Below are 20,819 nucleotides of genomic sequence, written 5' to 3'. Positions count from 1 at the left end.
GCCGGTGGTGAAAATACCACCGGCCCTTTTTGTTATCTTGGGGTGATACGTGTAATGCCAAGGGCTCCGGCACGTGCAAGGTTCTCGTCAAGTGACATTGGAATGTATTCCCCTCGTCGCCAAAGCTGTGATTGATCATCGTAATACCGGGATAGGAAATGCCCAGACTGACCCGTTGAAATTACAAAAACTGAGCTGTCTGGATCCGCAAAATCATAGACCCCACGATATCCGGCTGAATGCACGTTGGTGAAAGGTGCATTCCCTGTCCCCAGCGTTAATCCACGTTGCAGGGTGTTGTCACCTCCGCTTGTGGATTGGCTTATGTTCATAAAGTAGCGCAATATTGGGACGCTTCCTAAGGTTTCATGCTTATGACTTGCTTGGTGTGCATCCCCCCATCTAAGCGACTGTAAATTTGGACCGTATCTTTCTTCGATCCAAACAATCGCGTCATCTAACGCGAGGCGGGAAATATCAGCGCAAGTCTCTCTTGGTGCGCTTTGGCGTATGTCACACCAAATAGACGCACCGTCTATGTCGCGATAGACGCGCTCTATGAATACAGGATCAACATGCGTAAATTCAGGAGCGACTGGTCCCAGGTCATCTTTGATCAGGCGATCCTGCAGAGCGCGAACCCATGCTGCGTAAAGGAGTGGCTCGGGGAGATGTTCATTCATCTCGCCGTTCCATTGCGCCAAAAGATCTAGGGCAATACGTCGTTGGCGTGCGGGTGTTCCTTCCGCTGCGGCTTCACCAGTGAACCAAAGATCTGCACCGATGAGCGGCAGTAAGGCCCGCGCTGAAAAGGAAACGGTATCTTGTTGAGCTTCTATAAAGCTGTCACGCGTGTGCACTTCCCGAGATTGCATGAGCCGACGCCAGCGGTTGATCCGTTGTGTATCGCCCCAGCTGTAGGACACATGGTTGGGAAAAGGTCTATCAAGCAATTTGTTGTTTGTATTACCTAAAATACCTCCGCGTGGATTGCGGAAGACAGGGTTTGCGGCATAGGGAGCACGCCCTTGCCAGCGGTTTTCTGTGCGCCAACCGGGGCTTGGCAAACGCCCCTGGCTTTGATGCCGCACACTGCGCTGTGGGATTGCACCGATTGTCTTGAGCGCGATGTTTTTTGTATCAGCCAGTGTTAAATTGAGTGTTGGAGCGATAAAATCTTCTGCGATATCAATCGCGTCTTTGGTTGAATTGCTGCGCATCAATTCAAGGGCAGCGCTCATCGAGGTGTCGCGTGGGCTGAGCGCAGTCCATCCCAGTGTAACAACGTGACCGGGGGGGGTGATTGTACTGAGATTGAACATGCTTGCGGGAAGAACAGGGCCGTTTTCCGTCCAGCGCAGCGTGAGTGTCAAAGGGGCTGCATCTTTGATTTGGACAATCGTAGGGCGGGAAATGAACTTTTTATACCCACTCGGTGTTTGATATTCTTCTGGATTATTTGGATTTAATTTCTCAATAAAAAGATCCTGGGCATCGGCATATGACGCTGTGACGCCCCAGCCCATAGTATCGCTGCGACCAGAAATAACTGCGGGTACACCGGGGATTGTTGCGCCTATGACGCCACCTGTCGCAAGATCTAAGCGCGCAAGATACCAAATTGATGGTGCGGTCAAGTCTAGGTGGGGATCATTGGCCAGGAGTGTTCCGCCAGCTGCGGACCGTGACGACGATGCCGCCCAGGCATTTGATGCCCCGCCTAAGCCGCGGGGAGCAACGGGCCAAACGGTGGATTTGCCGCTACTAAATTGCGCAAATTGATGTGTTTGATCGAATAGGTTCACATATTCAGGGAGCGCTGTAACGCCTGTTCCCGGTGCATCGGGCAAGATGTCGTGCAGTCGACCGTCATCGTTGAGAGCCAGAGATGTTCGGGCGCGCAAGACTTCTTCATGGAGATGAGACGAGAGTTTCAATGCCATCAATTTCATAATCGCGATACTATCGGCGGGCTGCCAAGGTGCAATTGGAGCATTAAACAGAAACATTTCTGGTGCCCCGCGGCCCAGACTGTCTTCGTTGATTTCTGTCAGGCGCGCATTGATACCATCGGCATAAGCGCGCAGCGCGGCTTTTGCTTCGGGTGTTTGCACTGACCATGATTGTTGAGACAATCGATAAAGATCCAATCTGCGCAGCAGGCTGTCTGTTTCAATGGTCCGTTGGCCGAATATTTCTGACAATCGCCCCTGCGCGGCCCGGCGCATTACGGTCATTTGCCAGAGACGATCCTGTGCGTGAACATAGCCGAGACCGTAAAACACGTCCTCATCGCTGGCGCCAAAGCTGCCAAAGATATGAGGGACATTTGCATTGTCACGAACAATCTCGAGAGGGGCTGAAACCCCCGGCAATGCGATGTCTTTATCGTAATCGGGCAGAGATTGGGATGCAAAAAAGTAGATTGATACAATTGCCAATATGCACAGCAGAATCAATCCTGATGTCAATCGCAAGAGCCAGCGAAATAGACGTGCCATATGGTAGAATATCCCTTTATTTTAGGCTCTTCGCCATCAAAGTTACAGTTGCGTCGCAATGTTTTGTTGCTAGGATCTCGCTTAACATAGGCCAAGTGATCGTGAGGGAAAAGCAAATGGCAAAGGTTGCGTTTTTAGGTTTGGGCGTGATGGGGTACCCGATGGCTGGGCACCTCAAAAAAGCCGGACATGATGTCACTGTTTATAACCGGACGACCGCGAAAGCAGAGGCTTGGGCCAAAGAATATGATGACGCGTTCGCTGTGACGCCTGCAGAAGCCGTAAAAGATGCGGAATTTGTTATGGCTTGTGTTGGAAACGATGACGATTTGCGCGGTGTGTGTATCGGCGCCGATGGTGCGTTTTCGAATATGAGTGCGGGCACGGTTTTTGTCGATCACACGACCGTCTCTGCAACGGTTACGCGTGAGCTTTACGGCCTTGCGGCTGAACAAAACGTGTCTTTTGTAGATGCGCCGATTTCAGGTGGGCAGGCGGGCGCCGAGAATGGTGTTTTATCAGTCATGTGTGGTGGTGATGCAGATGCATTTGAAAAAGCAGCCCGCATTATCGACGCTTATGCAAAGATTTGCCGCCTCATTGGCGAAAGTGGTGCAGGGCAAATGACGAAGATGTGCAATCAGATTGCCATTGCGGGTGTCGTTCAAGGCTTGTCTGAGGCGCTGCATTTTGCTGAGAAGGCTGGGCTTGATGGCCGCGCAGTGGTTGAAGTGATTTCAAAAGGCGCTGCCGGAAGCTGGCAGATGGATAATCGCCATCAAACTATGTTGGACGACCAATTTGAACATGGTTTTGCGGTTGATTGGATGCGCAAAGATCTTGGGATTTGCCTAGATGCTGCAGACGAAACTGGTGCAAGTTTGCCGCTAACCGCGTTGGTTGATCAATACTATAAGGATGTCCAGAACATCGGTGGTGGGCGCTGGGATACGTCTAGTTTGATCAAGCGCTTACGCGCTCTTTCTTAGTTATATATCTGAGACAAGAATAAGGGCGTTTCACCACGTGAAGCGCCCTTGTGACCATATTATATATCTTTGGTTAAGGGATAATACGGGAGTATTTGGTACCTTCAAGGGTTGCGCCAAGGCGTAAACCAGCCTGCCCAAAGACGGCCGCCAACACTGGAGATGTCAAAGTGTTTGTATCTGCTGCGACAGATGAACCTTCATCTTTGATCACATATTCTAGATCTGCCCCCGCAGCCCAGCCCGCTGACCGGCGGAAAGCTGATAGTGCATCCGGTGTCATGAAAAAGAGAACATGCGCATATTGTTGCGCGCCGATCTGTAAACCGGCGTTGCCTTTTACAGTTGAATAGTAATCTACCGTAGCGCCGTTGATTAGCAATGCACCGCGTCCAAACGCACCGCCGAAAACAAAACCCGCTTCTGTCACAAGGGGCATCACCAACATACCCGACGCTTTTTCCGCTAGAGTACGCGTGTTGGGGTATTCACGATACATCTGATCGAGTGTTGCCCTAACACGAGCGTCGATTTTGGCTGCATTGTTATTACCAATACCGTTGCCACATGCCGCTGTGAGGCCAAGCCCCGCCACCGCACCGACTGCAAACCCACGACGGGTTAGGAAAGAAGAAGATTGTCTGCTCATCACGGTTGCCTGTTTTTGATCCTGCGATTGCCATTGTTTGGCAGCTTAGTGCCCATACTAAGGAGCTTTTGCGTTGTTGTCATCTCTGCAGCTTTTGCAAAATCAATTTTAGGCGTGATCTAGCCATTTAAAATTTTAGCGACAGCTGGTGCGAAATAGGACAGAATTCCATCGCATCCTGCACGTTTAAAGGCCAATAGGCTTTCGAGCATAACTTTCTCTTCATCAACCCAGCCATTCTGACCTGCGGCTTTGATCATCGCGTATTCTCCCGACACTTGATAGGCAAATGTTGGAGAGCCAAAGGTTTGTTTGATACGGTGGCAAATATCAAGATAAGCCAACCCTGGTTTGATCATCACCATGTCTGCGCCCTCCATCAGATCACGTTCAACCAATCTTAGGGCTTCGTCCGTGTTGCCGGGATCCATCTGGTAGGTCTTCTTGTCGCCCTTTAGCGCACCTGATGCGCCAACCGCATCCCGGAAAGGGCCGTAAAAGCCAGAGGCATATTTTGCAGAATAAGATAAGATCGCAACATTCTGAAATCCTTCAGATTCCAGGCCAGTTCGCATGGCTGAAATACGCCCATCCATCATATCAGATGGGCCGATGATATCAGCACCAGCGTGTGCTTGAGCTAAGGTCATTTTCACCAATGCCTCAACCGTGCGGTCGTTTATGATTTCTCCGTTCTCGACGAAACCATCATGACCATTGATGTTGTATGGGTCGAGCGCAACGTCGGTCATGACTGCGATATCTGGTGCCGCTTCTTTGATCGCTATAATTGCGCGGTTTGTGAGATTGTTGGGATTCCATGCCTCAGCACAGTCTTCGGTCTTTAAGCTGGGATCCGTGTAAGGAAACAGGCAGATGACCGGAATTCCCAAAGCTTGGGCATCCTTTGCAGATTTCACCACATTATCAATTGATTGACGATAAACTCCGGGCATCGATGCAATGGGTTCACTGACGTTTTCACCCTCTCGGACAAAGACCGGCCAGATGAGGTCATCAACAGTGAGGTTGTTTTCCCGTACCAAATTCCGAAGCGCTGCAGATGCTCGGGTTCGACGAAGGCGCGCGGTAGGAAAAGGTGCGACAGTGGGTTTCATGGGAGCCTCTTATACAACTTTACCACTGGGTGGCATGGAATCTGCGATAGGACAAGGGTTTGCAGGTTACGTCGTCAATGCCCTTGTGTCCGGTAGATGAACAGTTGATATAGATGTGCACGAAAACAAAGGTCCGCGACGGCATCTGGCATCTTGGATCAACAAAGGGCAGGGCGCATGGAATTGTTTCAGTTGATTGATGAAATGATCGACTTGCGATCGTTTTCCAACCTCTGGTTTTGGATCATGTTGGCTGTCGCTTGGTCTTCGGCCAGCCATTGGATCGTGGGAGTGCCTAATGATATGACTGCGCGGGCACGAAAGCAGCCTGACCTCTATATGGCAGAACTAGAAACGCTCGTGCGTATCCATATGAGACGACGACTTTACATCATGCGGACCTCGGGAATGTGGATTGTCGGATTCGGATGTTTTCTTCTGTCAGGGCTAGCCGTTCTTGGGTTTTGGTTTGCTGTTGAATTTGCACAAGCGGTCTTCGTGATTGCACTGCCCATGTCGATAGTGGCTCTCATCAATTTAAAAACGGCCCATCATATTGAAATGACTGATGCACATGGAGAGCCCCTTTTACGTGCATTAGGATTGTGTAGGTTCTTGGTGCAAGTGGTTGGCGTAATATCTATTTTTGTTACTGCCATGTGGGGCATGTATCAAAATTTGAGCATTGGTGCTTTGTAAGAAACAGACGGATTAAGTCTGATTTCTTGAGAAGAGGAATATCATCATGGCAACCGTAAAGAGTTCGCAGCATATCACGATGGGCGGTGCGCCAGAGGGATTTGACGCGCGTTTGCTTGTGAAAGAGCTAGAGAGATCTGGCAAGCCCGTGGTGCATATTGCCCGTGATGATAAACGGCTGGAAGCAATGCGCGCTGCGCTTTCATTTTTCGCGCCAGAAATCCCTGTTTTGGTTTTCCCGGGATGGGATTGTTTGCCTTACGATAGGGTTTCCCCAAATCCTGATATTTCGGCAGCACGCATGGCCACCCTCGCGGGGCTGGTTCATCAACCTCTTGATCAGTTTATTTTGCTGACATCTTTGAATGCGGCGAGCCAACGTGTGCCTGCGAGATCGGTTCTGAAAGAAGCTGCATTTCGGGCACAGGTTGATCGGCGTATAGATGAGGAAGCGCTCCGTAAGTTTTTGGTTCGGATGGGTTTTACGCAAAGTCCAACGGTTATGGAGCCAGGCGATTACGCCGTTCGCGGTGGTATTATTGATATTTACCCGCCCGGGCAGACTGGCCCGGTACGTTTGGATCTTTTTGGAGATGTTTTGGATGGCGCGCGCCGCTTTGATCCGATCAGCCAGCGTACCACCGAAAAACTGACGTTGGTCGAACTTGCACCGGTCTCAGAAGTGATCTTGGACGAAGCTGCAATTACGCGGTTCCGACAGAATTACCGGATTGAATTTGGCGCAGTAGGAACGGATGACCCTTTGTACGAGGCCGTCAGTGCAGGGCGCAAGCAGCAGGGGATGGAGCACTGGTTGCCCTTCTTCCATGATGGCTTAGAGACCCTGTTTGATTATTTGCCTCAGGCATCCATTACGTTGGATGACCAATGCACCGCAGCACGATTGGCGCGCTGGGATAGTATTGCGGATCAATACGAGACGCGGAAACACGCGATGTCGCAAAAAGGGCGTATGGATACGGTCTATAAACCGGCCCCGCCTGAGCTGCTCTACCTTGATGATCGAGCTTGGAATGCTGCTTGCACCAATCATAGAGTGGTACAGCTTCACCCTTTACCGCAGGCAAGTGGTCCGGGTGTTGTGGATGCGGGAGGGCGTATCGGCCGGAACTTTGCACCGGAACGCCAACAAGAAAACATAAGTCTTTTTGGTGCGTTAGCTAATCATGTGAAAGCGCGCCTTCAGGAAGGTCCAGTGCTGATAGCCTCTTATTCTGAAGGGGCGCGTGAGCGGCTTTCTGGTCTTATCGAAGATGAAGGCCTTGCTGAGGCAATTCAAGTCTCTGACGGCACTCGTATTGGAAAGTCCGGTCTCCACCTCGCAGTTTGGGCGTTGGAACATGGCTTCCAAGCGCCAGATATGACGGTGATTTCCGAACAGGATGTATTAGGAGACCGTTTGATCCGGTCGCCCAAGAAGCGGCGCAAGGCTGAAAACTTCCTGACAGAGACGCAATCCCTGAGCCCGGGTAATCTGGTTGTGCACGTGGACCATGGTATTGGCCGTTATATGGGGCTTGAAGTGGTGACCGCTGCCGGAGCGGCGCATGAGTGTATTTTGCTGGAATACGCTGAACAGTCCAAGTTGTACTTGCCCGTAGAAAACATTGAATTGCTTTCTAAATATGGCCACGATGAAGGCCTATTGGACCGTTTAGGCGGAGGCGCATGGCAGGCTAAAAAAGCCAAGCTGAAAGAGCGTATTCGTGAAATGGCGGATAAGCTTATTCGCATTGCTGCGGAACGCGCACTGCGCAAAGCGCCTATGATGGATCCCCCTCCGCATGCATGGGAAGAGTTTTCGGCGCGGTTCCCCTATCAGGAAACGGATGACCAGTTACGTGCAATCTCTGACGTGGTGGATGATTTGCAGTCGGGTGCCCCGATGGATCGATTGGTGTGTGGGGATGTCGGGTTTGGTAAAACTGAAGTAGCAATGCGCGCAGCATTTCTTGCTGCTATGTCAGGTCTGCAGGTCGCGGTTGTAGCACCAACAACCCTGTTGGCGCGCCAGCATGCAGCATCTTTTGCGGAACGATTCAGAGGGTTTCCTTTAGAAGTCAGACAATTATCCCGGTTTGTTACCACCAAAGACGCTAGTAAAACACGCGAAGGGCTTACACGTGGGACTGTTGATATCGTGGTTGGCACCCATGCGGTGCTGGCAAAGACGGTTAAATTTCAAAACCTAGGCCTTCTTATTATTGATGAAGAACAACATTTTGGAGTTGCGCATAAAGAGCGCCTGAAGCAGCTGCGCAGCGATATCCATGTATTGACACTGACCGCGACACCTATCCCGCGAACACTTCAACTGAGCCTTACTGGCGTGCGGGATCTTAGCATTATTGGCACGCCTCCAGTCGATCGATTGGCTATTCGCACCTATGTAAGTGAATTTGACGGGGTGACAATTCGTGAAGCCTTGCTACGCGAACATTATCGTGGTGGGCAAAGCTTTTATGTGGTTCCGCGGATCTCAGACTTACCTGAAATCGAAGAATTTCTGAAAGAACAACTGCCTGAACTAACTTATGTGATTGCGCATGGTCAAATGGCCGCTGGCGAGTTGGATGACCGTATGAATGCCTTTTACGATGGTAAATATGACGTTCTGCTCGCGACTACAATTGTGGAGAGTGGCCTGGATATCCCGACGGCCAATACGATGGTTGTTCACCGTGCAGACATGTTTGGCCTATCGCAGCTATATCAAATTCGGGGACGAGTTGGCCGTTCAAAAACAAGGGCTTACGCTTACTTAACAACGAAACCTCGGAAGAAACTGACAGATACAGCTGAGAAGCGTCTGCGTGTATTGGGATCATTGGATAGTCTTGGCGCTGGCTTTACGCTGGCGTCGCAAGATCTTGATATTCGAGGTGCTGGCAATCTACTGGGCGAGGAACAATCTGGCCAAATGCGAGATGTTGGCTATGAGCTTTATCAATCGATGTTGGAGGAGGCGATTTCCAAGATCAAATCGGGCGAAAGCGAGATGCTTACGGACAATGATCAATGGGCGCCTCAGATTAATCTGGGCGTACCCGTCTTGATACCAGATGACTACGTGCCTGATTTGGATGTGCGCCTTGGCCTTTATCGACGTCTGTCGTCCCTATCAACGAAGGTAGAGTTGGAAGGGTTTGCTGCGGAATTGATCGATCGGTTTGGTAAGTTACCGCGTGAAGTCAATACGTTAATGCTTGTTGTTCGTATTAAATCCATGTGCAAAAAAGCTGGAATCGCCAAATTGGATGGTGGACCTAAAGGCGCGACGTTGCAGTTCCACAATGATAAATTTGCGTCTCCTCAGGGCTTGGTAGAATTCATTCAGGTGCAGAATGGATTGGCAAAGGTGAAAGACAATAAAATCATTGTCCGTCGGGATTGGCGGTCAGATGCAGATAAGATCAAGGGAGCTTTTGCCATCGCCCGGGATCTGGCAGAAAAAGTTGTGGCTGAGAAAAAACGTAAAAAATCAAATACCTAATAAGGCTTACCTCAGGTTGTTGTTTCCTGAGGTGAGTGGCGCTCTTCCAAGCGCCCAAGGTACTGCATTATAAAAAAGCCAAAGACTGACATGATGAGCAGTGCTACCGCTAGTGGAGTGAGCGAGCCATCAAAGAGCTGACCGACAGGCACGGCAATGAGGACGGCAACGATTGTTGATACTGATCCGATGACTGATGCGGCCATGCCTGCGATGTGGCCGATTGGCTCCATCGCGAGCGCGTTTAAATTCCCGAGTGTTGTCCCGACCATAAAGAATATCGATGTCTGCCATGCCACGAATACGTAGAACATGACATCGTTTGGTAGGTCACTTTGAACCAGTGACAGGATGCCCAGGCAGCACAAAGCTTGTACCGCGAGTGATGCAGTCACCATAGGGCGCATACCAATGCGGACCACCAGTGAAGCGTTTAATATATTTGCGCTGCCTGCTATGAGCGCTACAATCCCAAACCAGAAGGGGAAACTGTCTGCGGCATCATAAATTTCATCATAGATCTGTTGGACCATTGTAAGCGTACTAAACAGCATTCCCATGCATAGAGCTTGAACAACAATTGCCAAACGAACAGTTGGATGGGTAAAGATCTCTTTGGCGGCTTCGATCAGTTTGGGGAAGCGAAACGGGCGTCGTGCTGTTTTAGGTAGCGTTTCAGGAAGACGTAGAGCTGACCACACAACAATGATTGATGCAAATACGACGAAGGCGAGAAAAACACTACGCCATCCGGCAATAGCAATGATACCTGCGCCAATCGCGGGAGCGATTGCGGGAACTAAGGTGAAGATCATCATGGCAATTGACATGATCTTTGCCATTTCACGACCGCTAAACAGATCGCGGACAACTGCAAGTGCGACAACACGCGGGCCGGCTGCTCCAAAACCCATCAAAAGCCGTGACGCGAGTAGCGTTTCTAGGGATTGACTGAAAATTCCGATAGTTGCACCAAATATATAAAGTATAGCGCCAATCAAAATGACAGGCTTACGTCCTAGTGCATCCGAAAGTGGACCGGTAAAAAACGTGCCAACCCCCATACCGAGCACAAAGAGTGTTAGAATCAATTGTGCTTTATTTTTGTCTTGCGGGCTCAACGCTTGGCCGATTTCGGTCATTGCAGGCAGCAGGGCATCGATAGAAAACGCGATTGAAGCAAACATCATAGCAACGAGTGCGATGAACTCTGCCTTATGCATTGAGGGGTGAGATGTCTCTGACATGGACGGGTATCCCGTTGAAGTGTGGCCAAGTGCTGTCAGAGTTATCCTGAAGTGTCTGTAATTGAAATCACAGTTGTGCCCTCTGACGTTTGATCAGCCAGAGGGTGCGTTCTCTTGTTGGTTTTTGATTACTCTGGAGCTTGTTCAAGCTGTTTCAGAATATCTGAAATTACCTGCTCCCATAGCTCGGGGGGCTGGGCTCCGGGCACGGCATGTTGATTCGCGATGATAAATGTGGGTACGGAATTCACCCCCATCTTACGCGAATGCGCATCGCGTTCACGGATATTATCCGCATCACTGTCCCCTGAGAGTAATTTACGGGTCACATCTCCCTGCATCCCGATGGTTTCAGCGATTTCGACCAAAACGTTGATATCGCCAATGTTCTTTCCGTCAACGAAGTTCGCTTGAAACAGCGCATCAACGGCTTCGTTTTGCTTGCCTTCAATGCCTGCCCAATGAATGAGCCGATGCGCATTCACTGTATTTGGCGTGCGTTTTATACCTTCGAGATTCAAAGGAAGCCCTGCTTTTTCAGCATGTTCAGCAATAGGAGCATAGGCTCTGACGGCGCCTTCCTTTCCGCCGAATTTACCTTCAAGGTACGCGCGACGGTCCATACCTTCGTCAGGCATGTCTGGGTTTAATTGGAAGGGATGCCATTCTATCGTGAAAGGGTGGTTGGGATGGGCTTCGAGCGCTTTTTCTAAATGTGCTTTGCCGATGTAACACCATGGGCATATTGGGTCAGAGACGATGTCAAGTTTCACTGTTGCCATAATGTGTTATCCTTTGAAGCGTGGCAGATGTGCAGATCACAGCGCTGCACAATGTATGGGATGGGTTAGATCTCTTTTAGTTGGCAGTGTAAGAATTTGCAAAGAATGTAAGACCTGTTCCCATTCACCTCTGCGGCACTGTCGACAAGATCTATACTCGCTTTAACGGTGGAAATGGTCGGCTCACGTTGCAAGCCTCGCCGTTGCGTTTTATAGAAAAACTATGACAGAAAAAGATCCCAAATCGCTTATTTCCTTAGCGCGAGAGAGCGGCAACGTCGCAGAACCAGAACCTTTGGATCTGGGAGCGCGGGTGCGCCAGCTGAGAAAAGCGCGAGATTGGACCCTGGAGCACGCGGCAAATCAGGCAGGTCTTGCACGGTCCACTTTATCCAAGATCGAAAATGGGCAAATGTCTCCAACTTATGAGGCGCTCAAGAAGCTGGCTGAGGGATTGCAAATTTCGGTTCCCCAACTGTTTACGCCACCAAAGCGCGAGCAGGTAAATGGTAGGTTCACGGTAACGAAATCGGGGCAGGGCGCAGCACATGCGACAGCCACGTATGAGCATGAGCTTCTGGCTGACGGGCTTTCTCGTAAACAGATGCTGCCTTACCGCGCGCGCGTGCGTGCGCGTTCTATGAATGAATTTGACGGCTGGGTGCGTCACGATGGTGAAGAGTTTCTTTATGTTCTGACGGGCGTGATCAAGCTTTATACTGAATTTTATGAACCGATCGAAATGAGACGTGGCGACAGCGCTTATTACGATGCAACGATGGGTCATAATGTGGTGTCTACAAGTGAAGAAGACGCAACCATTTTATGGGTTACGTCTTTGTCTTAAAGCGTTCGAAAGGCAAAAGAAGCCTTTCGAATTCTGCTTATTCTGCTGTTTTCGACCACCACACATGCGGCATGAAATATGTCGCTCGGTCTCCATAAAGCGGAAGGTAATCGGGATACGTTAGGTCTTTGTCATGGGCAATGCGGGCCACATCATATTGCCAGATTGGCAATACATAACGCCCGGCAGTCAGAATCCGATCTAAGGCACGTGTTGCTGCATTAAATTCTTCGGTAGAGCGTGCATTTAGCATGGTTTCTATCATTGCATCTGCGGCTTTGCTCTGAATGCCCATAAGATTTCTACCGCCAGTCTGATCAGCCGCTTGGCTACCCCAGTAAAGCCTTTGTTCATTTCCGGGGCTTAAGGAAAGATCCCGACGCATGTAAACCATATCAAAATCATACAGGCTTTCTCGCTCAACATATTGTGCGTTATCAACGACTTCCTGAATAAGGCTAATACCTAAACGGTCAAGGGCCTGCGCGTATATGTCCATGACAGACTGCATTTCGTTATCGCCTTGGCGTAAAAGGACTTTTAATTCAAATGTGTCGCCTTTGTTATTTTGGAGGACACCATCCTGAACACTCCACCCTGCGTCCGTTAGCAGTTTAGTCGCTTTCCTGAGGTTTTTCCTGTTGCGCTCTGTTCCGTCGCTTACTGGCAGTTCATACCCTTCGATAACGCCGGGTACGAGGTGCGATCGAAAAGGCGTGAGCAGCTCAGCAACCAGTCCGTCAGCTGCGCCAGCTTGCATGCCTAATTCAGAGTTTGAGAAATAGGACGAAATCCTATCTTGACGTCCGCCTGTGATGGTTTCGTTGATAAATTCGAAGTTAAAAGCCAACAGCAATGCCTCGCGCACCCGCCAGTCCGACAGTGTTTCGCGGCGTGTGTTGAGAGCAAACCCCGTCATGCCGGAAGGGCGACCATGTGGAATCTCTGATTTCACAACTTCACCATCTAGATAACGTGGGAAATCGTAGCCCGTTTCCCATGTGTTAGCATTGAATTCTCGATAGGTGCTAAGAGCGCCTGCCTTAAAGCCTTCAAACATCACATTGATATCACCGTATAAATCAATGCGCATTTCATCAAAGTTTTGCGTTCCACGTCTAAAGGGGAGATCGTTGCCCCAGTAATCTGGATTACGTTTTAATTTGACAAAGCGGCCCGGTTCGAAATCGGAAATCACGTATGCAGCGCTTGTAATCGGAGCTTCGCTCAAACCTGAATCCGCAAAGACTTTTCCGTCCCATTGTGATTTCTTCAAAATTGGCCGTAGTCCCGCAATCAGCGCGTATTCACGGTTATCAACTGCAAATGTGAGACGGACGCTTCGATCACCTGTTTGTTCTATTTTCTCGATGCCGTTTTGCCAGAAATTCCGATAACGCGCATGACCTTCGGTGCCTAGGGTCTCAAACGACCAAATGACATCCTCAACCGTCACGGGGCTTCCATCTGAGAACCGTGCTTCTGCACGAAGGGTAAATTCGACCCAGGATCGATCTTCGGGCACCTCTATGGTTTCAGCGAGTAATCCATACAGAGAGAAAGGTTCATCCTGGCTGCGCCCCATAAGGCTCTCAGCCATCAGAAACCGCATTTGCCAAGGTGCGCTGCCCTTTTGTGCGAATGGATTGAGGGTGTCAAAGCCACCGGTGTTGCCAAAGACAACTTTACCCCCCTTCGGCGCATCAGCGTTCGCGTAGGGCAATGCGTTAAAATCAGCAGCCAGAGCTGGGGTGCCGTACATTGAAATTCCGTGGACTGCACCCGTTCCAGCTGATTCTGCCAAGACAAATTTTGGAGCTAAAGCCAAGGCGATTCCGACGGCAAAGACGGTGTTGCGGAGGAAAAAATTTGATGTCACTTTGGATACAATCCCATACTGCCCTTATTTTCTTAGCTTCCAAGGCTATCTGGGCGTGCAGGACAAATCAAACTTTTAGCTTGGACCAAGCGGGGAAATTGCTTATAAAGAGATCACTGCTCGATAGGTTTCTTGCCTGTATGAAACCTGCCTCAATAACTCAACGCCCGCTTCGTGCGGGCGTTTTTTTTGTTGAAGCGCTTTCAGAAAATCTAATCTGATCTCTCATTGGGCTTGCATGCTGTCACGCAAAATCGTTTGCTTTGCAGGTGCAGCACGCGGAAACCTGCACTAGCATCAAATGCAGCCTAGGGGAATGAGCAATATGACGGTCAAAGGTAAAACAGCGGTAATTACAGGCTCAAATTCAGGCATTGGTCTGGGTGTTGCGCGGGAACTTGCCAAAGCGGGCGCACATGTTGTGTTGAACTCGTTTACCGACCGCGACGAAGATCACAAAATTGCTGCTGAGATTGCAAACGAGTTCTCGGTTGATGCGCGTTATATCAAAGCAGACATGTCAAAAGGCGACGAATGTCGCGCTTTGATTGAAAAGTCGGGGGCCTGCGATATCCTTATCAACAATGCAGGCATTCAACATGTTGCACCAATTGATGAATTCCCGGCAGAAAAGTGGGATGCAATTATTGCGATCAATATGTCGTCAGCTTTTCACACGACAGCCGCTGCATTGCCTGTAATGCGGGCGGCTGGCTGGGGCAGGATTATCAATATCGCATCGGCTCATGGACTGACTGCCTCACCCTTTAAATCGGCCTATGTTGCTGCAAAGCACGGGGTTGTTGGGATGACCAAGGCTGTTGCCCTTGAAACAGCACAAGAGCCAATCACCTGTAATGCGATTTGCCCAGGTTATGTGCTTACGCCACTGGTTGAGGCACAGATCCCTGATACAATGGAGAAATACAACATGGGTCGGGAAGAAGTTATAAAAACAGTCATGTTGGAACGCCAACCTTCCAGAGAATTTGCCACAGTTGAGCAATTGGGAGGAACAGCCGTGTTTCTTGCATCAGATGCTGCTGCGCAGATTACAGGTACAACGCTGAGCGTTGATGGTGGTTGGACAGCACTCTAATTAAGTGCGCTAAGATGCTGAAGTAGAGTGATACTTTTGAAAATATATATATTGTATTCCACGCTCAAGGGCTGATGGTATGAACGTAAAAAAACGTATTAATCTTGCATTGCAGGGTGGTGGAGCGCACGGCGCTTTCACCTGGGGAGTGTTGGATCGTTTCCTTGAGGAAGAAGATCTGGAAATTGCCGCAATTACTGGGACATCGGCAGGTGCTTTGAATGGCGCGGCATTCAAAGCAGGTATCGCACATGGTGGACGTGATGGGGCAAAACACTGTCTTGATCAGCTTTGGCAGCGGATGGGGGCACTACGCGATCAACGTATGCATCAATGGTTTGCGGGCGTTGATGCCGCGGCCTTGATTGACCTATTTGAACGTCTTGTTCCCTATACACCTATGGATATGATGAGCCAACTTTCATCACCTTATCATTTAGGACCTTTTTATAAGAACCCACTGCAAGCAGTTGTTGAAAAGTTCAATTTTGAAGAGGTCTGTTGTGATGATGGACCAGCACTTTTTGTCTGTGCAACATCTGTCCGAACGGGAAAAGTGCGTATTTTTAAGAAGCATGAAATATCTACTCAGGCAATTTTGGCGTCTGCGTGCCTTCCCAGCCTGTTTCAAGCCGTGGAAATTGAGGATCCTAAAACGCAGCGTGTTGAAGCGTATTGGGATGGGGGGTATTCTGGAAATCCTGCGCTATTTCCTTTGTTTAACAAGCAGTTCCCGTCAGATGTTCTTGTGGTGAATATCAACCCTCTTGAAAGAGATAAAATACCTAAGTCCCCACAGGAAATCCAAAATCGAGTGAACGAGATCAGCTTCAACTCGTCTTTGTTGAGAGAGTTGCGAGCGATTTCCTTTGTACAACGTTTGCTCGAAAACGGGACGCTTAAAAGGGGCGACATGCAGGAGGTTTTCGTTCACATGGTTGCTGACGATGAGATGATGAGAAAACTCTCGGTCACAACCAAGATGGTGCCGGTGCCGCAGATCTTAAATCGCTTAAAAGAGGCAGGCCGCAAACGAGCGGATCATTTCTTGGCAAACCATAAACAGGATATTGGAAACCGATCGACAGTTGATTTAGACGCAATGTTTAACTGAAAAAGCGTGCTCTACTTCTTTGGTTTACCATTGTTTTCTTCGTCATCGGCTTCTTTTCGATTAGGATACACAAGCCCCGCGGAAATTACCAATTTGGCGGCATCTTCGACACTCATGTCTAACTCGATTACGTCTTCCTGTGGGAAATAAAGGAGAAACCCTGATGTTGGGTTGGGTGTCGTTGGGACAAACACACTGACAAGATCGCCGGTGGTCTGTACTTGTTCCGCTACTTCACCTTTTGCTGTCGTAGAAATAAATCCGATCGCCCAGATCCCTTTGCGGGGGTATTCAATCATACAAGCGCGTTCAAAGCTGCGCTCAGATTGGGCAAAAACCGTTTCTGAGATTTGTTTTATACCGGAATAGATTGTACGCACCACGGGCATACGATCTACAAGACCTTCGGCAAAGTTAATCAACGAGCGACCAATCAGACCTTTTGCAATCCATCCGACAATGATGGTGAACAGCAAAAAGATGATGAGGCCAACACCCCGTAGATTGATACCGATATATTTCTCGGGCTGAATGGTTTCTGGTACCAAGGGGAGGACGACGCCGTCCACCCATCCTGTTGCGCTCCATAAAAGCCAGATGGTCAAACCAACTGGAGCGATGACGACAATACCTGTCAGAAAGGAGGCGCGCAGACCGGCAAACAGGCCAGGGCGTTTGTGTGGTTCTTCGTCAAATGGCGTCGTCATTGCTCGTATATTCCGTTGGACGCTTGCAAACTATGAAGTGTTGCGCGCAACAGCAATGGGCGGTCGCACGCAAATGATCATCATTTTGTAAGTTTGTGCAATTCTTTTGCCAAATGTGCCGCAAGTTTCGCATTATTGCGGACCAGAGCAATATTTGCCTCCAGTGAACGCCCTTCAGTTAGTTCAAAAATTCGTTGCAAAAGGAAAGGCGTAACAGCTTTGCCAGTGACACCCAGTTTATCCGCCTCTTGCTGTGCTTGTGCTAAAATGGGAGTAAGCTCTTCAATTGGGATTTGTGCCTTAACTGGAATCGGATTCGCAATGAGCTGCCCGCCGGGCAATCCCATGTCGCGACGGATACAGTAGGCTTTTGCAATCTCGTTTAGATCATCCATGCGCAGTGGAGCGGTGAGATCAGATTGCGCTGACCAGAACGCGGGCAGGGTATCTTGCCCGTAGGTGATGACGGGCACGCCTTGGGTTTCAAGATATTCAAGCGTCAGTTCAAGATCTAGAATTGCCTTTGCGCCAGCGCAGATAACATTGACTGGTGTCTGTGCCAGCTCTTGCAAATCTGCAGAGATATCAAAAGAGGTCGCGCCTCCTTTGTGTACGCCGCCGATACCGCCTGTAGCAAAGACCGAAATTCCAGCCATACGTGCAGCAATCATTGTAGCGGCAACTGTGGTTGCGCCTGTACCACCAGTGGCGATGCAAGCTGCCATATCTGCACGGCTGATTTTTGCCACGTTTTTGGCTTGTCCAAGCTCTTGCAGCTGCTCTGGTTCCAGCCCGACATGCAAAATGCCATTTAACACCGCCATGGTTGCTGGCGTTGCGCCAGCATCCCGAATGTCTTGCTCTACCAACTGCGCTGTTTCCACATTGCGTGGGTAGGGCATGCCGTGAGTGATGATAGTGCTTTCAAGGGCGACAATGGGACGGCCTTCGGCTTTGGCCTTATCGACTTCGGAAGAATAATTGATTTCGATCACAGCGGAGGTTCTCCGGAAACATAGGTTGCTGCTGCATTCAACGCGGCATTGAGCGCAGTTTTGCGATCTTCACCACGCGCGTCTGCCGCAATATGTGCGGCCATAAATGTATCTCCGGCACCGGTAACGCGCGCTACCGTGACGGTGGGAGGTTCTAACGTAACGCTGCCAGATTCTGTGGCTTCAGTTGCACTACGTCCGCCATCCGTTACCAGCACGCGCGCAGCGCCTCGATTCAGAAGACCGGTGGCGGCAGCCTCGCTGTCAGCAAAGCTTTCTTGGCACAAAAGCCCAGCCTCTTCGAGATTTACATAAAGCGTGCCGCGTGTATGGGTCAGGAAGGGCCTCAAGCGCTCTGCTTTGCCAGGAGAGGCTGGTGCAACGCGTAGGTCGGATTTCGCAAAAGCGGGGTTGGTGGCAATGTGATCCAACAAAGACAGCGTCAAATTTCCATCTAAAGCCATCAGGCCTTTAAAAGGCTGATCTTGGGTACCTAGTGTGCCATCTTCGAGGGCGCGCAAAATTTTATTACCAGCGGCTTCCAAAGAATGAGCGTCTGCAATTGCAGCAATCAGCCCATTGGCGCCTTCGACAGCCATATACCGGTCAGTTGGCAGGTCATCTGATCGATAGATATAATCTGTGTTCAGCCCCAGTTGTTTGGAGGCTTGAACCAGTTCATCACCTTCGGGGTCACGCCCTATGGCGCTTAAAAGAGCAGGCTTCATTCCAAACCGGGCCAGAGTCATCGCAATATTCATAGCAACACCGCCAGGCAGGCGACGAATGCGTCCTGGCATATCATTGCCAAACCGCATCTCTGAATCGCAGCGACCCACAATGTCCCAAAGGACGGAGCCAATGCACAAGATTTGAGGAGTATCTTGGGAATTCACTTCTGTCATGTTTTCCTATCGCAGCCTTTATTGATGCTCACAACCCACGCTGTCTTGTGACCTGTGGCATTCTAGCTAGCAGAACCCATAATTTCACAGATTAACAGAGCCTTTGTTCAAACTATGGGCCGTATAAATTTCCAAAGGCAACAGGCACTTTTCAGAGCATTGCTGCGCAAAGCGTGTTTAACGCATCAATTGGATTTTCGTGACGCCAGATTTCATCACCGATACCAAAGAAATCCGTGTGTGGCGCAAGGGTTCGTACAAGGTCTTCGGTGAGGCCGCCTTCAGCGACAACCGGAACCTCGATCATTTGCGACCACCATTGAAAAAGATCCACCTCAGCCGTTGCGCCGTCACCTAGACCTGATGTCCCAACAGGGCCAAACGAAACATAGTCAGCACCGGCTTCGCCTGCGGTCATTCCATCGTGGCTTGATGCGCCGCAAAAACTGCCAACAATCGCGTCCGCGCCAAGCGCTTTTCGCGCGGTGCGAACTGATTTGGACGCATCAGTAAGATGTACGCCGTCTAATCCTAGACGTTCCGCCAGAATTTGATGATCAGAAATGACCAGAGCGACGTCGCGTGAAATCGTTACCTCCCGCAGTGCATCTCCTGCGCGGCTAAGCGTATCTTCATCCCGGCTTGCCAGATCCAATCGCACGCAGGCGATTTCTGTTGTATCCAATACACGTGCCAACTGTTCTGGGAACCGTCCCAATTCGAAACTTGGAGGCGTGATCAAGTAGATCTGCGGCTGTTCAGCGGTGTCGGCAGGGATGTCGGCAGGGCTGGACATAAGAGACGCTCCTGTATTTGGCGTAAGATAACGGTTAGATTTTCCGGTGTTTAGCGTATTTTGCCAAAGGTGCAAGGATTTGCAGGCGTTCAGCATTGCTTTTCAATCGGATCATCCTGCGAGACCTTGCCCCAAGACGCAATGCAGATTACAGCAAAACCGATTTTTCGGAGAATGAGATGCCAACTGACACCCCTCAACCATCTTTTGTTTTGGTCCGTCCTCAAATGGGGGAAAACATCGGCGCTGCGGCCCGTGCGATGTGGAATTTTGGTTTAGATCGGATGCGCATTGTCGCTCCGCGTGACGGATGGCCAAATCCCAAAGCGGTGGCGATGTCGTCAGGGGCAGGGCGATTGCTGGATGAGGCACAGTTGTCAGATACTTTGCCCGACGCGCTAAGCGATTGCACGTTTGTGTTTGCGACAACAGCTCGCCCCCGTGAGCTGATCAAACCGGTCTATAGCCCGGAAGGTGCTATGAAACTGGCTGCTGAAAAAATTGCGGCAGGTGAGAAAGTTGCCGTTATGTTTGGTCCTGAACGTGCAGGATTGGAAAATGATGACATTGCGCGTGCAAATGCGATCATCACTGTCCCTGTGAACCCTGAATACGCTTCACTCAATTTGGGGCAGTGTGTTTTGCTCACGGCTTATGAGTGGCGGCGCCAATCAGAGGAGATTGAGCATGAAACGTTGGATATCGGCAAATCTGACTGGGCCAGCAATATCGAGGTTGAGAAGCTGGTAGAACATTATGAAGACCGTTTGGATGAGGCAGGCTTTTTCTATCCGCCAGAGAAAGCACCGGGAATGCGTGTGGTCTTTCGCAACCTTTTCAGCCGCATGCGGCTGACACGCGCAGATGTGCAGATGTTGCATGGGGTGATGCGACAGATGGTGCGCTGGAAAGATATCAGCAAATAAGCGAAGACTGTTCTACTGAGCGCCCCGTGGCGGCAGTTTTGCAAAACAAAGC

At 50.0% G+C, this 20,819-nt stretch carries 17 protein-coding genes; 7 read left to right on the top strand and 10 right to left on the bottom strand.

The genetic code is table 11. The features are described from left to right. Positions 1-32: 32 nt before the first annotated feature. Complete coding sequence (locus tag BLP79_RS06060; RefSeq protein WP_090217310.1) at positions 33-2,501, bottom strand: penicillin acylase family protein; 2,469 nt, start codon at positions 2,499-2,501, stop codon at positions 33-35. On the opposite strand from BLP79_RS06060, the gene BLP79_RS06055 reads away from it, so the two are divergent. Continuing rightward, positions 2,411-3,490, top strand: coding sequence for an NAD(P)-dependent oxidoreductase (locus BLP79_RS06055; RefSeq protein ID WP_342027604.1), 1,080 nt, complete (start codon positions 2,411-2,413; stop codon positions 3,488-3,490). The two genes, BLP79_RS06060 and BLP79_RS06055, sit on opposite strands and share 91 nt — an antisense overlap. A gap of 73 nt (positions 3,491-3,563) precedes the next feature. Here BLP79_RS06055 and BLP79_RS06050 read toward each other — a convergent pair whose 3' ends face one another. Together BLP79_RS06050 and hemB are read right to left on the bottom strand one after the other, a co-directional pair. Then, on the bottom strand, positions 3,564-4,139 hold the full coding sequence (locus BLP79_RS06050) for a lipid-binding SYLF domain-containing protein (protein ID WP_090217308.1): 576 nt from the start codon (positions 4,137-4,139) through the stop codon (positions 3,564-3,566). A 119-nt stretch (positions 4,140-4,258) separates the two neighbouring features. Beyond that, positions 4,259-5,257 carry a porphobilinogen synthase gene (hemB, locus tag BLP79_RS06045; RefSeq protein WP_090217307.1) on the bottom strand — a complete coding sequence of 333 codons (999 nt, stop codon included), beginning with the start codon at positions 5,255-5,257 and terminating at the stop codon, positions 4,259-4,261. Between the two features lie 177 nt (positions 5,258-5,434). Here hemB and BLP79_RS06040 point away from each other — a divergent pair, with 177 nt between their 5' ends. Both BLP79_RS06040 and mfd read left to right on the top strand, forming a co-directional pair. After that, positions 5,435-5,956, top strand: a complete 522-nt coding sequence (locus tag BLP79_RS06040) for a component of SufBCD complex (protein WP_090217305.1) — start codon at positions 5,435-5,437, stop codon at positions 5,954-5,956. Positions 5,957-6,002: 46 nt separating this feature from the next. Next, the gene (mfd, locus tag BLP79_RS06035) at positions 6,003-9,470 is read left to right on the top strand and encodes a transcription-repair coupling factor (RefSeq protein WP_090217303.1); all 3,468 of its coding nucleotides are present in this window, start codon (positions 6,003-6,005) and stop codon (positions 9,468-9,470) included. A gap of 11 nt (positions 9,471-9,481) precedes the next feature. On the opposite strand, the gene BLP79_RS06030 is transcribed toward mfd, so the two are convergent. Next, on the bottom strand, positions 9,482-10,717 hold the full coding sequence (locus tag BLP79_RS06030; RefSeq protein ID WP_232716208.1) for a multidrug effflux MFS transporter: 1,236 nt from the start codon (positions 10,715-10,717) through the stop codon (positions 9,482-9,484). Between the two features lie 128 nt (positions 10,718-10,845). Beyond that, on the bottom strand, positions 10,846-11,499 hold the full coding sequence (locus BLP79_RS06025; RefSeq protein WP_170830456.1) for a DsbA family oxidoreductase: 654 nt from the start codon (positions 11,497-11,499) through the stop codon (positions 10,846-10,848). Positions 11,500-11,722: 223 nt separating this feature from the next. On the opposite strand from BLP79_RS06025, the gene BLP79_RS06020 reads away from it, so the two are divergent. Next, positions 11,723-12,346, top strand: a complete 624-nt coding sequence (locus tag BLP79_RS06020; protein WP_090217298.1) for a helix-turn-helix domain-containing protein — start codon at positions 11,723-11,725, stop codon at positions 12,344-12,346. Between the two features lie 37 nt (positions 12,347-12,383). Here the strand turns inward: BLP79_RS06020 and BLP79_RS06015 are convergent, their stop codons facing one another. Continuing rightward, a complete protein-coding gene (locus BLP79_RS06015) occupies positions 12,384-14,108 on the bottom strand; it encodes an extracellular solute-binding protein (protein WP_170830455.1) in 1,725 nt (574 codons plus the stop codon). A gap of 442 nt (positions 14,109-14,550) precedes the next feature. On the opposite strand from BLP79_RS06015, the gene BLP79_RS06010 reads away from it, so the two are divergent. Beyond that, positions 14,551-15,324 carry a 3-hydroxybutyrate dehydrogenase gene (locus BLP79_RS06010; RefSeq protein WP_090217615.1) on the top strand — a complete coding sequence of 258 codons (774 nt, stop codon included), beginning with the start codon at positions 14,551-14,553 and terminating at the stop codon, positions 15,322-15,324. A 79-nt stretch (positions 15,325-15,403) separates the two neighbouring features. Beyond that, positions 15,404-16,438, top strand: coding sequence for a patatin-like phospholipase family protein (locus BLP79_RS06005; protein ID WP_090217294.1), 1,035 nt, complete (start codon positions 15,404-15,406; stop codon positions 16,436-16,438). Between the two features lie 11 nt (positions 16,439-16,449). Here the strand turns inward: BLP79_RS06005 and BLP79_RS06000 are convergent, their stop codons facing one another. The 4 genes from BLP79_RS06000 to BLP79_RS05985 all read right to left on the bottom strand — a co-directional run bounded on the left by BLP79_RS06000 (position 16,450) and on the right by BLP79_RS05985 (position 19,841). Next, a complete protein-coding gene (locus BLP79_RS06000) occupies positions 16,450-17,145 on the bottom strand; it encodes a DUF502 domain-containing protein (protein WP_090217292.1) in 696 nt (231 codons plus the stop codon). Between the two features lie 80 nt (positions 17,146-17,225). Further along, on the bottom strand, positions 17,226-18,140 hold the full coding sequence (locus tag BLP79_RS05995) for a pseudouridine-5'-phosphate glycosidase (RefSeq protein ID WP_090217290.1): 915 nt from the start codon (positions 18,138-18,140) through the stop codon (positions 17,226-17,228). Then, entirely contained in the window at positions 18,137-19,045 is a 909-nt protein-coding gene (locus tag BLP79_RS05990; protein ID WP_090217288.1) for a PfkB family carbohydrate kinase, read from the bottom strand. Before BLP79_RS05990 ends, BLP79_RS05995 begins: the two co-directional genes overlap by 4 nt. Before the next feature lie 151 nt (positions 19,046-19,196). Beyond that, positions 19,197-19,841 carry a thiamine phosphate synthase gene (locus tag BLP79_RS05985; RefSeq protein ID WP_090217613.1) on the bottom strand — a complete coding sequence of 215 codons (645 nt, stop codon included), beginning with the start codon at positions 19,839-19,841 and terminating at the stop codon, positions 19,197-19,199. A 179-nt stretch (positions 19,842-20,020) separates the two neighbouring features. Here BLP79_RS05985 and BLP79_RS05980 point away from each other — a divergent pair, with 179 nt between their 5' ends. After that, positions 20,021-20,767 (top strand): RNA methyltransferase, encoded by a 747-nt coding sequence (locus BLP79_RS05980; protein ID WP_090217611.1) that lies wholly within the window; start codon positions 20,021-20,023, stop codon positions 20,765-20,767. The last annotated feature ends 52 nt before the right edge of the window (positions 20,768-20,819 follow it).

Source organism: Epibacterium ulvae, assembly GCF_900102795.1.
In the GTDB taxonomy this organism is placed as follows: Bacteria; Pseudomonadota; Alphaproteobacteria; order Rhodobacterales; family Rhodobacteraceae; genus Epibacterium; species Epibacterium ulvae.
Note: the sequence above shows the minus strand (reverse complement) of the source record. Positions and strands in the feature narration are given on the sequence as shown.

Bases quoted from the DNA above. Each gene is read 5' to 3' on its own strand.
- BLP79_RS06050 (WP_090217308.1), bottom strand. From the start codon at position 4,139: ATGAGCAGACAATCTTCTTCTTTCCTAACCCGTCGTGGGTTTGCAGTC.
- BLP79_RS06000 (WP_090217292.1), bottom strand. From the start codon at position 17,145: ATGACGACGCCATTTGACGAAGAACCACACAAACGCCCTGGCCTGTTT.
- BLP79_RS06025 (WP_170830456.1), bottom strand. From the start codon at position 11,499: ATGGCAACAGTGAAACTTGACATCGTCTCTGACCCAATATGCCCATGG.
- BLP79_RS05980 (WP_090217611.1), top strand. From the start codon at position 20,021: ATGCCAACTGACACCCCTCAACCATCTTTTGTTTTGGTCCGTCCTCAA.
- BLP79_RS06010 (WP_090217615.1), top strand. From the start codon at position 14,551: ATGACGGTCAAAGGTAAAACAGCGGTAATTACAGGCTCAAATTCAGGC.
- hemB (WP_090217307.1), bottom strand. From the start codon at position 5,257: ATGAAACCCACTGTCGCACCTTTTCCTACCGCGCGCCTTCGTCGAACC.
- BLP79_RS06005 (WP_090217294.1), top strand. From the start codon at position 15,404: ATGAACGTAAAAAAACGTATTAATCTTGCATTGCAGGGTGGTGGAGCG.
- BLP79_RS05985 (WP_090217613.1), bottom strand. From the start codon at position 19,841: ATGTCCAGCCCTGCCGACATCCCTGCCGACACCGCTGAACAGCCGCAG.
- BLP79_RS06060 (WP_090217310.1), bottom strand. From the start codon at position 2,501: ATGGCACGTCTATTTCGCTGGCTCTTGCGATTGACATCAGGATTGATT.
- BLP79_RS06055 (WP_342027604.1), top strand. From the start codon at position 2,411: ATGCAAAAAAGTAGATTGATACAATTGCCAATATGCACAGCAGAATCA.
- BLP79_RS05990 (WP_090217288.1), bottom strand. From the start codon at position 19,045: ATGACAGAAGTGAATTCCCAAGATACTCCTCAAATCTTGTGCATTGGC.
- BLP79_RS06030 (WP_232716208.1), bottom strand. From the start codon at position 10,717: ATGTCAGAGACATCTCACCCCTCAATGCATAAGGCAGAGTTCATCGCA.
- mfd (WP_090217303.1), top strand. From the start codon at position 6,003: ATGGCAACCGTAAAGAGTTCGCAGCATATCACGATGGGCGGTGCGCCA.
- BLP79_RS06015 (WP_170830455.1), bottom strand. From the start codon at position 14,108: ATGTACGGCACCCCAGCTCTGGCTGCTGATTTTAACGCATTGCCCTAC.
- BLP79_RS06020 (WP_090217298.1), top strand. From the start codon at position 11,723: ATGACAGAAAAAGATCCCAAATCGCTTATTTCCTTAGCGCGAGAGAGC.
- BLP79_RS06040 (WP_090217305.1), top strand. From the start codon at position 5,435: ATGGAATTGTTTCAGTTGATTGATGAAATGATCGACTTGCGATCGTTT.